This window comes from Pseudoalteromonas phenolica, assembly GCF_001444405.1.
In the GTDB taxonomy this organism is placed as follows: domain Bacteria; phylum Pseudomonadota; class Gammaproteobacteria; order Enterobacterales; family Alteromonadaceae; genus Pseudoalteromonas; species Pseudoalteromonas phenolica.
Window position 1 is genome coordinate 457,071 of the sequence record NZ_CP013188.1, and the last position, 15,072, is coordinate 472,142.

At 39.0% G+C, this 15,072-nt stretch carries 12 protein-coding genes; 6 read left to right on the top strand and 6 right to left on the bottom strand.

Annotation, left to right across the window (positions count from 1 at the left end):
• Positions 1 to 22: 22 nt before the first annotated feature.
• From PP2015_RS19225 to PP2015_RS19240, 4 genes are all read right to left on the bottom strand, one after another.
• Positions 23 to 454, bottom strand: coding sequence for a MarR family winged helix-turn-helix transcriptional regulator (locus tag PP2015_RS19225; RefSeq protein WP_058032119.1), 432 nt, complete (start codon positions 452 to 454; stop codon positions 23 to 25).
• An 11-nt stretch (positions 455 to 465) separates the two neighbouring features.
• Positions 466 to 936, bottom strand: a complete 471-nt coding sequence (locus tag PP2015_RS19230; protein WP_058032120.1) for a glutathione peroxidase — start codon at positions 934 to 936, stop codon at positions 466 to 468.
• Positions 937 to 1,002: 66 nt separating this feature from the next.
• Entirely contained in the window at positions 1,003 to 1,959 is a 957-nt protein-coding gene (locus PP2015_RS19235) for an endonuclease/exonuclease/phosphatase family protein (protein WP_058032121.1), read from the bottom strand.
• Positions 1,960 to 2,059: 100 nt separating this feature from the next.
• Positions 2,060 to 2,491 carry an Lrp/AsnC family transcriptional regulator gene (locus PP2015_RS19240; protein WP_058032122.1) on the bottom strand — a complete coding sequence of 144 codons (432 nt, stop codon included), beginning with the start codon at positions 2,489 to 2,491 and terminating at the stop codon, positions 2,060 to 2,062.
• A gap of 377 nt (positions 2,492 to 2,868) precedes the next feature.
• Here PP2015_RS19240 and PP2015_RS19245 point away from each other — a divergent pair, with 377 nt between their 5' ends.
• Positions 2,869 to 3,978: a diguanylate cyclase gene (locus tag PP2015_RS19245; protein ID WP_058032123.1), complete on the top strand. Its 1,110-nt coding sequence runs from the start codon at positions 2,869 to 2,871 to the stop codon at positions 3,976 to 3,978.
• A gap of 110 nt (positions 3,979 to 4,088) precedes the next feature.
• Here PP2015_RS19245 and trpS read toward each other — a convergent pair whose 3' ends face one another.
• Positions 4,089 to 5,108 (bottom strand): tryptophan--tRNA ligase, encoded by a 1,020-nt coding sequence (trpS, locus tag PP2015_RS19250; RefSeq protein ID WP_058032124.1) that lies wholly within the window; start codon positions 5,106 to 5,108, stop codon positions 4,089 to 4,091.
• Positions 5,109 to 5,503: 395 nt separating this feature from the next.
• Between trpS and PP2015_RS19255 the strand changes: the two genes are divergently transcribed.
• The 3 genes from PP2015_RS19255 (at position 5,504) to PP2015_RS19265 (ending at position 9,432) form a co-directional block, all read left to right on the top strand.
• Entirely contained in the window at positions 5,504 to 5,866 is a 363-nt protein-coding gene (locus PP2015_RS19255) for a VOC family protein (RefSeq protein ID WP_058032559.1), read from the top strand.
• 155 nt (positions 5,867 to 6,021) lie between these two features.
• Positions 6,022 to 7,275: an L-methionine/branched-chain amino acid transporter gene (gene yjeH, locus PP2015_RS19260; protein ID WP_058032125.1), complete on the top strand. Its 1,254-nt coding sequence runs from the start codon at positions 6,022 to 6,024 to the stop codon at positions 7,273 to 7,275.
• Positions 7,276 to 7,560: 285 nt separating this feature from the next.
• On the top strand, positions 7,561 to 9,432 hold the full coding sequence (locus tag PP2015_RS19265; RefSeq protein ID WP_058032126.1) for an NACHT domain-containing protein: 1,872 nt from the start codon (positions 7,561 to 7,563) through the stop codon (positions 9,430 to 9,432).
• A 148-nt stretch (positions 9,433 to 9,580) separates the two neighbouring features.
• On the opposite strand, the gene PP2015_RS19270 is transcribed toward PP2015_RS19265, so the two are convergent.
• Entirely contained in the window at positions 9,581 to 10,471 is an 891-nt protein-coding gene (locus PP2015_RS19270) for a LytTR family DNA-binding domain-containing protein (RefSeq protein ID WP_161568544.1), read from the bottom strand.
• A gap of 105 nt (positions 10,472 to 10,576) precedes the next feature.
• Between PP2015_RS19270 and PP2015_RS19275 the strand changes: the two genes are divergently transcribed.
• Both PP2015_RS19275 and PP2015_RS19280 read left to right on the top strand, forming a co-directional pair.
• Complete coding sequence (locus PP2015_RS19275) at positions 10,577 to 12,649, top strand: TonB-dependent receptor plug domain-containing protein (protein WP_058032128.1); 2,073 nt, start codon at positions 10,577 to 10,579, stop codon at positions 12,647 to 12,649.
• A 263-nt stretch (positions 12,650 to 12,912) separates the two neighbouring features.
• Positions 12,913 to 14,973 carry an alkaline phosphatase PhoX gene (locus PP2015_RS19280; protein WP_211266334.1) on the top strand — a complete coding sequence of 687 codons (2,061 nt, stop codon included), beginning with the start codon at positions 12,913 to 12,915 and terminating at the stop codon, positions 14,971 to 14,973.
• Positions 14,974 to 15,072: the final 99 nt, after the last annotated feature.

Sequence of the window (15,072 nt, forward strand, 5' to 3'; positions counted from 1 at the left end):
AAATAAGCTTTTAGATTGGGGACTATGCTAATTTACCAATTAGTTCGTTTAACAAATTTTTTAGTTGTTTAGCTTTTTCAATATCGATTTGACTATTTTCAAGTAATTGCATTGGAATACAAGCAACTTTGTTTTTTAATGCATGTCCTTTTTCCGTCAGTTTTATGATCACTTTACGCTCATCAAATTCACTTCTTGCTCTTTCTACTAATTTGGCAGTCTGCATTCTTTTTAGTAGCGGTGTCAAAGTGTTACTGCTGAGCATGGCTTTATCACCGATGTCACTCACCGTTAAGCCATCTTGCTCCCAGAGGATCAACAAAACAATATATTGCGGATAAGTCAGGCCATGGGCTTCAAGCAAAGGCTGGTAAAGACGCGTTACCAGCCTAGATGCGGCATAAAGCGGAAAGCACAACTGATTTTCTAATTTAAGTAAATCATCGTTTTGCATTTTTGCACTCACTACAGCAGTTTTTCAATCTTATTTGCAATTGCTTGCGGTTTGGTCACTGGTGCAAAGCGGCTTTCAACCTCACCATGACGATTGATCAAAAACTTTGTGAAATTCCATTTAATGTTTTTGCCAAAGAAGCCAGTCTTCTTCGACTTTAAATATTGAAAAACTGGATGCGCGTTCTCACCATTTACATCGACTTTTTCGCTAATCAAAAAGTCTACGCCATAGTTAATTAAGCACCCTTGCTGAATGGTGCCGGCATCTCCCGGTTCTTGATTGCCAAATTGATTACAAGGAAAGCCAATGATCACAAGCCCTTTGTTTGCGTATTCTTCGTGAAGTTTTTGTAAGCCTTCGTACTGATAAGTAAAGCCACATTCACTCGCGGTATTAACAATTAACACTACCTTATCTTTAAAGTCAGAGAAGTTGATTGGTTTGCCTTGTAAGCTTGTCGCTTTCAAATCATAAAACATAAACTAAGCACCTTTTTATTTTGAATCGTGCAAAACTATATCGTGCGCGATTCAAAAGGTCAAATGTTAATCTGTTAATGATATTTTGTAGTCTAGTGCTAAGTGATCACTACCAGGCAGTGAATGAGTTTTGAATTGAGTAACTTTAATCGAATTACTTGTTAAACAATGATCGATAGGCAGGCCTGTTAACCACCCATAAGGATGTAAATACTTATGGGCATGCCAAGATGCATACATACCAGTTTGTTGATAGCAAGGAGTCAGCAAGTGATGACGTGGAAAATGATTTGACCAAGGTGTGGTATTAAAGTCACCTGCCACAAGAACATGTTTACTTTTAGTAAATTCCACTAAAGGTTGTACACTGCTCAATAACACGTTGCGTTTTTGCCATTTATCAAGGTTACGTGGTGAGGGTGGGTGCAATAAAATAAGGTCGAGATTTTGTTTTGGCAATTGCAAAGTCAAGGTAATAACAGTGCCTTTCCTTGGTAAGATCTTGTGCTTTTTTATATTGATAAGTGGGTATTTACTAATTACTCCCATGCCATCAGGAAAGCCATCGTAATCACCATCACCAAACTTATAACGTTTACCTGTTATTTCAAGAAATAGCGGCTTTTGCTCTTGGTTAAATTCGTAAAAAAGATATAAGTCGGCATTGAGTGAGTTTAGTTCTTCAACGGCAGTTCTTAGCACTGGGTTGAAGTAACTTAAGTTTGCCTGAACGATGTGCAGCTTGAGGGGCTCGTTTAAAGACTCGGTTTCTAGAGGTTGTGCCTTACTAAACAACCAAAGGTGGTTACTGGCAAACAGTAGGATTGAAACAGCTGCGGATATCGCGCCGATTTTTACCGACTTTAGCAGCAAGGGAATGCTTAAAAACAGCGCTAATAACAAGAAGTGAAGTTGAAAGTTACTCAGTAAATCGAACAGATAATAGTCGCTGCTAAATGCCATTGATGGCAGCAAGATAAGCGTGAGTAAAATCAGCTCGATTAGCAGTAAAATTAACAACAATGCATCACCAAATTTTAAATTAATTTAGCTAAATTTTAGTCTAGGTGACACAAAAATGAGAAGTTTTGAAGTTTAATATGAAAGACCACTCTTGATTGAACTAGCTTGCTCGGTTATCAATCCACTCACTCATTACCACATGGGTTTTTATCTTCACAAAATCAGGCTGAGCGTCAAGATGTTCACGAATTTCGTGTAAGCGCTGCATAGATTCTGCTTGAACAAATACCAATAAATCCATATCACCCGTGATCCCACGGCAGGTAACCACTTCTGGAATAGCCTGAAATAAAGGCACGACTTCAGAGCAACGCGCGCATTGGTGTTGTATTTCAAAATAAGCAGACACTCCCACTTTTTGGGACTCGCTAAGCAGCACTTGATAGCCTTTAATTACACCATTTTGTTCGAGTTTTTTAATTCTTTCGGTCACGGCAGAGCGAGATAGGCTTACAGTATCGGCAATGGCAGAGACGCTTTGACGCGCATTCTTTTTTAATTCTGCAATGATCTGTTTGTCGAATTTATCCACTTTAGAGGTCTTTTTGTTGTCCAAAACAGGTTCAGATTTTACACGCCCCACATTTATATGAAAGCGGATAACTTCTGGTTATTCAAAATTATTGCAGTCTTTTCACATTGGTTTAATTAGCATAGAAAAAACTAATTTACATTTTCGCAGAGTTTGTTGTGTAAACTGAGATTAAAAGTATTGGCGAGGGTTAAAATTTAAGGCTTAGAAACGTGGTGATATTTATTTGATCCCAAAAAACTCAACAGTGTTGTTACATTTTTGGTTCTTTGGTGCTATTAATTAACCCTGATAAGGCAATTTTTAGATTAAGCCATGGGGTATATCAATTTTATGTTTGTTACTTTTATTGCGCATGTAAGTGCTTAGTTGTTTTTATGCAAAATAAAAAGACTAATTTGGCCAGCCAAAACCTCTGCAACGACTTATACTCGCGCTCTAAAATAGGGCCTCTTTTTTACGTATTATCTACCCTTATTACAGGCTTCTTAGCTGATTATTATGCTTCATTATCAATGCCGTTTATTGCAGCAATGTTCGTATTAGTAATTACAGCAATTGCAAGATTAATGGCTCGTCCGCCGCAAAACACAAAAGATTCACGAGATGCATTTATAAAAAAGCACTGGCTGCTCGTTTTTTGTTGTGTGGTGACTTGGTCAATCTTTTTTAGCTGGACAGTCTATGAGTTGGGTTTAAGCTCAGCGTTTATATTTGGGTTAGTTAGTACGATTAACTTTTCTACTGCGATTGCGCATCAATTTAGCCCGCATTTAAAAAGGGCTCTGTTTTGTAGTTTGCTGTGTTTATTACCCACATTGGTCGTGATTATTCTGTTTCAACCATCTCTGCATGTCGCTGCGTTAGCGCTTGCGCTTTATATCCCTTATTTATTACTCACTGCGAAAAATAGCCATAAAGAGTACTTCGAGCATTTGAATAACAAATTGCAACTTGAAGCTGCGCTTCTAGAAGTTGAACTCTTGTCTATTACTGATGGATTAACTGGGTTATATAATCGCAGAGAGTTTAATAACCAACTTGGTCGGGCGTTTGCCACTAGCAACCGAACAAAACAAGCTGTGAGCTTAATATTATGTGATATTGATGACTTTAAAAAAATTAATGACAGTTATAGCCATACAGCAGGCGATGACTGCCTAATACATGTTGCTAAAGTGCTCAAAAATGTGTTCTCTCGGGAGACGGATATTATTGCGCGCGTTGGTGGGGAGGAGTTTGCAATAATAGTACTCAGTGATAGCGAAAATTCAGCCATGAAAAGTGCAGAGAACTTTCAGCAACTTTTAAGCGCTTCAGTGTGTTCTACCCAAGGACATGAAATCTCTTTAACAGCCAGTATTGGGGTCGTGTGTTATCAAGCCCAGACAAGTATTAAGCCACACCAGCTTTACGATTTAGCAGATTCAGCCATGTATAGAGCAAAAAATAAAGGCAAAAATAGAGTTGAATACACCACGCTTTAGTGGGAGAAAGCTGCGCATATCGATGAATGAAAAAATTGGCAAAACGGTCATGACCTTATAAAATGCGCGCAGCTGAACACGTGCGCGCGAGTCAATTCTTTATACCATTTTCAAAAAAGATTAAGACCAAATACCTCTTTTACATCAAACAAAACCTGTTGCGTTTTTTGGTCGGCGATGGCGCTACCTCTTTTTAAAATATCAATTAATTGCGCTTTGTCATCAAGATATATGGAACGCCTTTCTCGAATTGGTGAAATGAGTGTTTGCAAGCAATCTTCTAAAATCTTTTTGGTTGTTCCGTCACCTAATCCACCTTGCTGGTATTGTTTTTTGAGTTCAGTAATATAATTCGTATCAGGGTGAAACGCATCTAGGTAAGTGAAAACTACATTGCCCTCAACCTGCCCAGGATCTTCAACTCGCAAGTGATTTGGGTCGGTATACATCGACTTTACCGCGGTACGAATATCTTTTTCACTTGCGCCCAAATTAATGGTGTTGCCCATGGTTTTAGACATTTTGTTTTTACCATCGGTACTTGGTAAGCGCGGCGCATTACTTAATAACGCGCGGCATTCATTTAAAATCGGTTTACCAGCAAGTGAATTGATTTTTCTCACAATTTCATTGGTTTGCTCAAGCATAGGTAACTGGTCATCTCCCACCGGAATAAGCGTGGCATTAAACGCGGTGATATCCGCAGCTTGCGAAATTGGGTAGGTTAAAAACCCTGCGGGAACACTGCGATTAAAAGCTTTACTTTGAATTTCACTTTTCACCGTTGGGTTACGCTCTAAGCGCGAAATGGTGACCAGATTACTATAAAACATCGAAAGTTCTGCAAGTGCAGGCAGTTTCGATTGCAAACAAATAGTGGTTTTAAGAGGATCGATACCCACAGCCAAATAATCAGCCACCACATTTAAAATGTTTTCGCTGACTTTTTTTGGTGTATGGGCGTTATCTGTTAAGCCCTGCATATCAGCGACTAAAATGGTTTGTTCGTGAATATGTTGAAGCTGGATACGTTGTTTTAGAGAGCCTACATAATGCCCCAAATGCAAAGGGCCGGTGGCTCTATCGCCCGTTAAAATAATTTCTTTTTGCTGCGATGTTGTTTGTTTCATTGTGTATCTCCAAGATAAAAATGGCTACTGGAGATACAGAAAAGACGCATTGCTTAAGCTACCTACCAGCAGCTTAAGAATGTAAAAATCCTGCGCCGCTCTATTGAGAGCGCCACCAAGGTGTGAATGATGTAATATTAGAAATGCGTAATGTATTTTTCATAACGCTCGTAACTTATCAAACCTATACAAACTTAACAATCAATGATTTAACCTAGCTGTCTTAAAAAATGGAACCGCGGTTCTGTATTGACTGTTAATAGCATTGGTTATGAAAAAGTAGAAAGGCAGATCTTAGATTAAATCGTTGCTTATAGATAAAAATGTATGTAAAGGTTACAGGCACGGTTCATAGTGAAAAATTAGTTTATTTAGCAAAATTTCAAGGAATTCAAATGCAAGTCGATGAAATTCGAGTATTCATACCGAGTAAAGATTACGCGGTAAGTAAACGTTTTTATCAAGCGTTGGGTTTTAACATGGAGTATGTTTCTGAAGACTTAACTCTGTTTGATAATGGCAACTGCTTTTTCTTTCTACAGCGATTTTATAACCAAGAATTTGCTGAAAATTTAATGATGCAGCTTTCGGTGCTTGATATTGAAGAAGTATTTGAACGAGTTGAAAGACTAGAGGGTTTTGATATTAAGTTTGAACCAATCAGCCAACAACGATGGGGTAAAGTGTTTTACCTATGGGGGCCATCAGGGGAGCTTTGGCATATTACTCAGTTTAATAGTCATACCAATCCTCAATAAAAATCCTCTAAGTTACTTAACTCAATCGAATTGTAGGTATTTCGCTGGCAAACCGTCACTTTGACGGTTTGATGTGCTGAAAGTAGGTGAAATTGCGCAGAATGTAATGAATAACATTTATATACTAGCCCCATAATAACAAGGGGTAACGAGAAATGAAAACAGATAAACAAGGTATCGGGCGCTGGCAAGGGGCGGGCATGATGGCCACCACTTTGTTAGGCACAGGGGTATTTATATTACCACAATTAACTGTGGCACAAGCAGAGTTCAGTGCGCTCTATGCTTGGATACTATTAACTCTGGCAATTGTTCCGGTTACGCTGATTTTTGGAAAATTGGCCGCACGATTTGCCCATGCGGCAGGGCCAGCGTATTTTGTCGAAAAAGCATTTGGCAAGGTTGCAGGCAGAGTGATTGGCTTAATGTTTATGTGTGTGGTGCCTATTGGCGCACCTGCTGCCATTGTCATGACCTTTATGTTTGTGCAGCAAATTGTGCCAGTACAAGGGCAAGCTTTACTTTTAGGTCAGCTCTCTACCTTACTGTTTTTATGGCTAATAAATTTACGCGGCATTCAAGTGTCAGCCAAATTGCAATTTGCGCTTACGCTAATCATTTTAACTTTGGTGATCTTACTATTTGGTAAAAGTAACCCAACTGCGGTCAATTTTAACTCCAGCTCATTCGATACCTATGCCATGCTTGGTGCTGCGGGTATCGCATTTTGGAGCTTCTTAGGTGTCGAGGCAATGTCGCATTTGTCGGATGACTTTAGAAACCCAGAAAAAGACATGATCCCAGCGATGCTCATCGGCACAGTATTAGTTGGTGCCGTTTACGTGGCCTGCACTTTATTAGTTATCGCCTATCCGAACAACGAATCGCTCAGTATGGTTGGTCTGTTCAATGCGTTCTTCGGCGAATTATTCGGTCACAACGGCCATTATATTATCGGTGTATTAGGCGTCGCTGGTGGACTGGCAACCGTTAACGTATATACCGCTAGCCTTGCCCGTTTGATCTGTAGCTTCGCTGAGCAGGGCGTATTACCAAGCTATTTGGCAAAACGAAACGAATTCAATGTGCCTTTAAGCGCGCTCACCACGCTTATGCTAGTCATTGCACTGGTTTTAATCGTCACATTTTATAGCCAACAAGACCTAGAAGACTTAATTAACTGGGTGAACGGCGTGTTTGTTGTGATTTACGCCGCGGCCATGTTAGCGGCATGGCGATTACTGAGTGTGAAAAACCGCCCAATGATTTTACTCGGTTTAGGGTTTTGCATAGCACTTGCCATCGGCATAGGCACACACATGATCTATGCATTCATTCTAATGGCCGTGATAACCCCATTTGTGATGCTGCAAAAGAAAAAGCAGCTTACTAAAGTGAGTAATGCTTAGCGTTGGGTTTGATGTTTAGAAATATTTAAAGTGATAAAGGCATGAGGTGAGCGCTTCATGCCTTTTTTGTAGTGCTGGAAACGATTTTATAAAAGTAAAATTTATCTACTTAATAAGGCTATTTTTATTATTTTTCATATTAAAAAATAATAAAAATGGCAATGACTTGGTTAATTTGGTAAAAGCATTTTAAAAATTTATTAAACCCTTATACGGAAAAATACAAATTACTCGTGTTTTTAATTATTGATATTGGGTTTCGCAAAAAATAAGGAAAAATTTTTTATGGCTGTAATTGAAACACTAGCAATTAAAGGTTTAACAACATTAACTTCAGGTATAGTTAAAAAGTTTGTAGATCTTGGCTGGAATAAAGTTGTAGATGAATTTGAAGCATCATTTAGTGATATTGAATTAAGGCGCTTTTGTTCTTCTTGTGATGAATATGTAAATATAAGAACACTCTATTCAAGTGATAAAGATGTGTTCATAAATGATGTATATGTTCCTTTGTTTATGCGTCCAAGTAATGGTGACCATGATAGATATGAGATATCAAACCTAAGTTATTATAGTGAGGGTATTACCAACATCATAGGAAAAGCAGGACAAGGGAAATCTACTTTCTTAAGGAAAATGCTTTTAAACGAGATAACTCAAGGAAACTGTATTCCGGTTTTTTTTGAGTTGAAATATCTAGAGACAGACAAAACATTATTAGAGCAACTATCAAAATGGTTTATTCGTCACAACCTTAAAATATCTGAGAAAGGTGTGGAGAGGCTTTTAAGATATGGTTATGTAAAGATATTTTTAGATGGGTTTGATGAGATTCATCCATCTAAACATGATGAGGCATTAATAACAATTAAAGATCTATCTAGGGCATTTCCAAAAGCTACCATTATCGTAACCAGTAGACCTGAAACTATAATTACGACTGAGCCATTTATTAGTAATTATACTGTGTTAGATCTTGAAATGGAGCATATCAAACAACTTTATTTAAATATATCTGGTAATAATAAAGAAAAAACCAAAGAGGCTATGGAGCAGATTGAGAAATACCCTAGCATTCAACAAATTGCTAGAACTCCAATTTTGGCAATATTATTATTCATGACATACAGAACATGGTCAAAAATCCCGGATAGTCTGTCAGATTTTTACAAAAAAATATTTACAACTCTTCTCACTCATCATGATTCTTTGAAAGCTGGAAAAAGGATTGATAGGGGTATCGACATACCATTAAACGATCATCAAATCGAAGACGTTTTTTGTGCATTTTGTTTCAGCTCCTTCAGTGATAATAAGAGTAATTTTAGTGCTAGAGAAGCTTCTGAATATATGCAGATAGCATTAGAGAGTGAATGTCAAGAAGATATAGAGCCTCAAAGTCTAGTAGAAATCATAAAAAAATGTACTGGCATTTTATGTAGTGACGGGTACGATCAGATCACATTCTCACACAAAACACTTCAAGAGTTTTATACAGCTGTTTTTATTTCAGAACAGTCAGAGGAAGATAAAAAAGAGTTTTATAGCTCTGTAAAATTTGCCCAAGAAGAAAAAAGGTATGAAGGAGTGTTAAAATTTTTGTCTAGTGTAGACAGAAATGATTATGTAGAAAATTATTATATAGCTTGTTTTAAAGAAATGTTTAATGCTGATAAAGTAACTACTTGCATAGACAATAGAACAATGATGATTGGCCTGAATAAAATCATAGACAGTATTAGTATTCCTTTTAACAACATTGAGAGAAAAGCAAGTGGAAATACGCTAACTGTTAGTTTAGGAATGAATCTTTCTGTAGATGATGAGAAAAGTTCATTTTTTTACTTAAAATTAACAAGACCTATTTTGAGTTGTCTAATTCAGAGTTCAATATACTTTGAATATCTAAAAAAACTTAAGGACTTGAACAAAGATAAGAAAGAACCAGATGATAATATTAAGGTTCCATTATCAGAAGTACTAAAATGTTCAGATAAAAAATTCGTTGATAAATTCTTTGAGTTAATGAAAAATTATTTCTTAAAGTTAGTTTCAGAAGAGCATGAATTTCTGATCGATTTTCATGAAAAGAAGAAGAGACCTAGCCTTTTGAGAAAAGTTTTTGTTAAGAAGAAAGAAGCAGAACCTTTAGTATAAAAATAATACTCCATTTGTATAAGCTAAGATGTAAGTTGTGTACTTTACATGACTTACTTTAGTGCCCTTTTAAAATAATATTAATAAGAACATTGAACTAAACAAGGCAACATTAATTTTGTTTAATAGTTCAAATTAATCATAAACACTACTCAAACCATCCCTTAACCTTCTTCATATTCGCTCGACTCACGGGCACTTTATCCTGATTTGATAACACCAATTCGCCTTCGCGATTCTTTCTGAGTAACTTTTCTGCATGATTGGAGTTCACCCAATAACTTCGGTGAGTTTGCCCTTCACTTAGTTTTTTGTCGATATTCGAGAGTGCTTCAATGGCATCTTTTAAGTTGTATAAGATCAGGTGTTGTTCTTGCTCTGTAACGACTTTCAAATAATGCAGTTCTGCTTTTAGGCAAATGAGTGAGTCTATGTTGCCTATTTTTGCGATTTTTAAAAAGTCATGCTCTGGCTGTGTAGTTGAATTGTCTTGTGGCTCAACTGTAGGCTCGGGAATATCAGGGTTAACCATTAAAGGCTCAATCGTCTTGCTTTTATTTTTATTAGCAATATTATCAATGGTTTGAGTGTCTTCTTGTGACGAGGAAGTCGTGTTGTCAGTGCGTTTTATCTGAAAGCCACTTAGCCAAGGTAAGTTTATCGCCACCCATGAAATGAGTGCCGCGGGTGCCATATTTTGCCACTCTTCAAACAGGGCATATAAGGTATACGCGGTTTCATGCTCTATATATACGTCGCGCAATAAAGAAAATGGCACATAAATAGTCACCGCTATCACTGAGCTGATGGCCAGTTTAACCAGATCGTTTTGTCTTGCTAATACGCCTTTCATTAAGGTGTGTGTGGCAATGAAAAACGCCAAACCAGAGAACACTTGCACTTGCCAAACGACAAAATTTAGCCAATGGGGCAGTGCATTGTCATCATCTGAGATACTTAAAAGGCATGCTAAAAAGAAGCCAATACAAGCAAAGTAGCGCCAAGGGCTAATGGAACCAATTGGAAATTGCCCATTCATACAAAAAACTGCCCATTCATACATAAATCAATGGCTTAATTAAACCAGAAAGCAACAACAGCGTAAATTACTGTCATTAAATAAACGCATATTGAGGATGCAAAAATGACTTTTATTAAATCCACCTTAGCTGTTTTAGTTGGAACCTTCGCGACAAACGCTTTAGCTAATACGCAAAATAACAATGACAACGACAAAACAAATATAGAAAGTATTACTGTGGTGGCTTCTAAGCCTGACGGCATAAAAATCAGTTCTGGTAAGTTATTGTCTTTACCCGGTACGGGTAACGACCCATTAAAAGGTCTTGAAGCCTTACCTGGTGTGGTATTAGCAACGCCCAGTACAGGTGGTCCAGTTGCTCAGCCGGCCATTCGCGGCAGCTCTGTGAGTGACAATTTATACTTAACTGACGGACTTGAGATGGGCTATGTGTTTCACAATGATGGGATCAGTGTCTACAATCCCTTGTTAATTGAAAGCTTTGAGTTAAAAACAGGTGCGTGGTCGAGCCAATACGCCAATGCAAATGGCGGTGTGATTTTAACAGAGCTGAGAGATCCTGATGCAGATAACCCAATCAATGTTTTAGATTTAAGTTTCTTTAGAAGTGGCTTTTTGTACGAGCAAGCCATTGCAAATAATGCAGCTTTTTATGTGTCTTTTAGAGAGAGTTTAGTGCATACCTATGTCGATAACTTTATTGAAGATGAAGACTTTTCTTTTGCGGTACCACCTCGAAATCGAGACTACCAAGCCAAACTGATTTGGGATTTAGACGACAACAATGTGATCAGAGCGACCGCCAGTGGTGCGAAAGATTACATCGAAATAGCCTTCGATGCGGATGGCAGAGACATAGGCAAAAACCCAGACTTGGCATCGGGCGAACGTTATCAAACGTATTTTCATAGCCAAGCAATAAGTTGGCAGAACTTTAATGGTGATTTCGAAACCACCACCAGCTTAAATTTACTGACGCAAAACCAACAAGAGCGAGAAGGGGATGTGTTTCGTTGGGATGCCGACATCACCAAAGTAATTTTAAAGGCTGACAGTCAGTATCAAGGAGAAGACGTTGACGTGCTATTTGGCGCCAAGGTGCAATCGACGGAAGTCGATTATGTCAGTAGTGGGCGTCTATTACCTTGTAACTTAGAGTTTGAAGTGTGCCCACCGAGTTATTTTAGCGATATGTTTGCCGAAGAAGGCACATTAAAATTTGAGCAGTATCACGCTTATGTTTCGGCGAACGGTGACTTAAGTGCAAATTGGGACTATCAAGTGGGTGTTGCGCTAATTGGTACTAATAACAACAGTCAAACTTATCTGGAGCCACGTGCACGTTTGGGGTATCGCTTAAACGACGCACATAAATTGAATTTAAGCGCTGGTATACACCATACATTGATTGATGATTATCAATACCTTATTGAAGGCTATGGTAATACTGAGCTCGAAGCCAGTGAGGCAACTCACATTGTACTCAATCTTGAATCGACCCTTGATGACGGGTTAAGCATGAAAACAGAGCTGTTCTATAAAGCGCTTGATAACCTAGTAGTTGCAAACCCGAATGCGCAAAAGCGCTCATTAGCCCAAGATGTGTCTGGTTTTACTCGATTTGAAGATGTTGCCAGTGGCACAGCCTACGGTATTGAGCTTTTGGTGAATAAGCAGCTTTCAGATGATTGGTTTGGTTGGGCGAGCATTGCCTACAGTAAAACTGAGCGAGACAACCCGCTGACGCAGCAAAAATTTAACTCTGAATTTGATTTGCCTTGGGTGGCAAATATCGTACTTGACTACAAGTGGGACGAAAACTGGCAAATAGGCGCGAAGTGGCGCTTCCAAAGTGGCCGAAGATACACGCAAGTAAACTCTGCAACGCCTTATGTTGAACCAAACAGCGCCACAAATGAGCCGTTATTCTATGTACCAAACTACGGCGAGTTTAACGCTGAACAGTGGGGTAACTATCATCGGTTAGATATTCGCGCAGACTATAAAACCGAGTGGTTTGGCTTAGACACCAACTTGTATATTGAAGTGTTAAACGTGTATGGCTCAAGAGCAGTGCAAGAGCTGGAATATAACGCAGCTTACACTGAGTTTGAAAAAGACTATCAATTTCCTGATATGCCGCTGCCATCAATTGGCATTAGTATGACCTTTTAAAGACATCTGTCATTTTGTGAAACGGTAAGAAAGAGGCTAAATCGCCTCTTTTTTTATTTTGTTAAAGTCAGTAAATGCTTGGTCTTCCATTCGTTTTATGTTGTTTTTCTAATGTAGAAATACGCTTTTCTTAGATGACGGTTGTAATAGAAATTGAGTATTTAAGTCATTGAACTGTCACTGATATTTAGCCTAACTTTAAAATAGAGCCTCTATTCTAGCCTGCGTTTTAAACCCAACAAACAACGTAGCAAGGTAAAAAAATGAAAACGAATGGATTAAAGCTCAGTGCGCTCACACTCAGTATTTTGGTTGCATTATCAGGATGTATCGACGGTGATGACGGTGCGCAGGGCGCGCAAGGTCCACAAGGTGAAACGGGTCAACAAGGTGTGCAAGGTGAAGTAGGTGAAAACGGAAACGTTGCGCTGATTAACTTAGTTGAGCTTGGCGAAAGTGCTGATTGTACTGACGGTGCAACACGCATTGATGCGGGTGTTGATGCAAACGGTAACGGCACATTAGAGTCAGGCGAAGTACAAAGCTCTACAACTATGTGTAGCGCAGCAGCACGTACATCAGCAATGCTAGCAGCAGGCGCACAAATTAAGTTTGACCCAGTTGCAGCACCTGAAACGAACTTTGAAAAGCGTCAGATCATGACTGGTCAGGCTAAGGCGGTAAACGGTGACTCTGTTCAACAGATTAATGCTTCTTATAACATCTTAGCGCGCTCTGGCGACCAATATGGCGATACCGTATTCGGTCAGCTAATCGACAAAGACGGTCAGCCTTTTTTCACTGAAGATGGCGAGCGTATTGTAGTTAATTCAAACGAATTCACGTCTCTATTACCCATTGGCGACCGTTTATTCTCTGTGTCACAAATGGAATCTCGCCCGGGTGCGATGTTCTTAATGGAACTAAACCAGAACAAACAAAACGGCGAATTAACCGTTAAAGATATGTGGCAGTTAGATATGTCAGATATTGATGGTGGTTGGGTACATTGTGCGGGTTCAGTTACACCATGGAATACTCATTTAGCGTCTGAAGAATATGAGCCGAATGCACGTAATACGACGCCAAGCTCAAGTATGGTTGCTTATTTAGGTGGCAATGATGCAGATTGGAACCCTTACTTCTACGGTTGGCCAATCGAAATTGCAGTTGATGCATCTAAAACAGTACCTGATTCTGAGTTAACTAAGCACTATTCAATTGGTCGTTTAGCGTACGAGTTAGAATACGTGATGCCTGACCAAAAAACTGTTTATCTTACAGACGATGGTACAAACGTTGGTTTATACATGTTCTTAGCAGATAAAGAAGGTGATTTATCGGCTGGTACTATGTACGCAATGAAGTGGAATCAAACAAGTGCTGAGGGCATGGGAGCTGCAGACCTTACTTGGATCAATCTAGGTCACGCAACGTCTGCTGAAATCGAGCCATATGTTCGTGGCAATAAAAAAGTTACTTTCAATGACATCTTCATGACTGAAGAGCCTGTTGATGGCAAGTGTTCTGCTGAATTTACGTCAATCAATGCGGGTGGTAACGGTCAAGAGTGTTTGCAACTGATTGAAGGTATGGACAAAGTGGCGTCTCGTTTAGAAACACGTCGCTACGCTGCAATGATGGGTGCTACAACTGAGCTTCGTAAAGAAGAAGGTATTACGTTCGCTGAAGACAAGGGCAAACTTTACCTAGCTATGTCGGCAATCGAGCGTGGCATGGAAGACGGTAAGAAGGGCGGTGTTGAAAATGATGCATACGACATCGGTGGTAGCAACGACATTAAACTCGACGGTTATAACAAATGCGGCGGTGTTTATCAGTTAGATGTTGCTGCAAATGCAGAAATTGGCTCTGAGTATGTAGCAACGAATATCTCAGGTTTAATTCAAGGTATTCCAGCATATACAGGTTATGGCCCTGAAAGCACAATTCAGAAAAACCCAGAAGCATTTGATAACGCACAAAATAAGTGTCACATAGACAGTCTTGCGAACCCTGATAACGTGACTTACATGTCGGGCCATAACACGCTGATCATTGGTGAAGATACAGGTAGTGGTCACCAGAACGATGTGATTTGGGCGTACGATTTCGACAAAGAAACCCTAACGCGTATTCAAACTACACCTTATGGCGCAGAGACAACGTCGCCTTATTGGTATCCAAACATCAATGGTTGGGCTTATTTGATGTCAGTCGTTCAGCACCCATACGGTGAATCTGATAGAGACATGAGTACTAACACTGGTGAAAACCGTGCTTATACAGGTTATGTAGGTCCTTTCCCTGCAAAAGCTGAGTAATCACGACTCTCAATAAATAGCCACGAAATACTAATTTTATTAACTAACTAATCATTCTAGCGAGCTAAAAATGTCACTAACTTCGTCTGAAATTTCTAA

Bases quoted from the DNA above. Each gene is read 5' to 3' on its own strand.
- PP2015_RS19230 (WP_058032120.1), bottom strand. From the start codon at position 936: ATGTTTTATGATTTGAAAGCGACAAGCTTACAAGGCAAACCAATCAAC.
- PP2015_RS19265 (WP_058032126.1), top strand. From the start codon at position 7,561: ATGGCTGTAATTGAAACACTAGCAATTAAAGGTTTAACAACATTAACT.
- yjeH (WP_058032125.1), top strand. From the start codon at position 6,022: ATGAAAACAGATAAACAAGGTATCGGGCGCTGGCAAGGGGCGGGCATG.
- PP2015_RS19280 (WP_211266334.1), top strand. From the start codon at position 12,913: ATGAAAACGAATGGATTAAAGCTCAGTGCGCTCACACTCAGTATTTTG.
- PP2015_RS19270 (WP_161568544.1), bottom strand. From the start codon at position 10,471: ATGAATGGGCAATTTCCAATTGGTTCCATTAGCCCTTGGCGCTACTTT.
- trpS (WP_058032124.1), bottom strand. From the start codon at position 5,108: ATGAAACAAACAACATCGCAGCAAAAAGAAATTATTTTAACGGGCGAT.
- PP2015_RS19245 (WP_058032123.1), top strand. From the start codon at position 2,869: ATGCAAAATAAAAAGACTAATTTGGCCAGCCAAAACCTCTGCAACGAC.
- PP2015_RS19275 (WP_058032128.1), top strand. From the start codon at position 10,577: ATGACTTTTATTAAATCCACCTTAGCTGTTTTAGTTGGAACCTTCGCG.
- PP2015_RS19225 (WP_058032119.1), bottom strand. From the start codon at position 454: ATGCAAAACGATGATTTACTTAAATTAGAAAATCAGTTGTGCTTTCCG.
- PP2015_RS19255 (WP_058032559.1), top strand. From the start codon at position 5,504: ATGCAAGTCGATGAAATTCGAGTATTCATACCGAGTAAAGATTACGCG.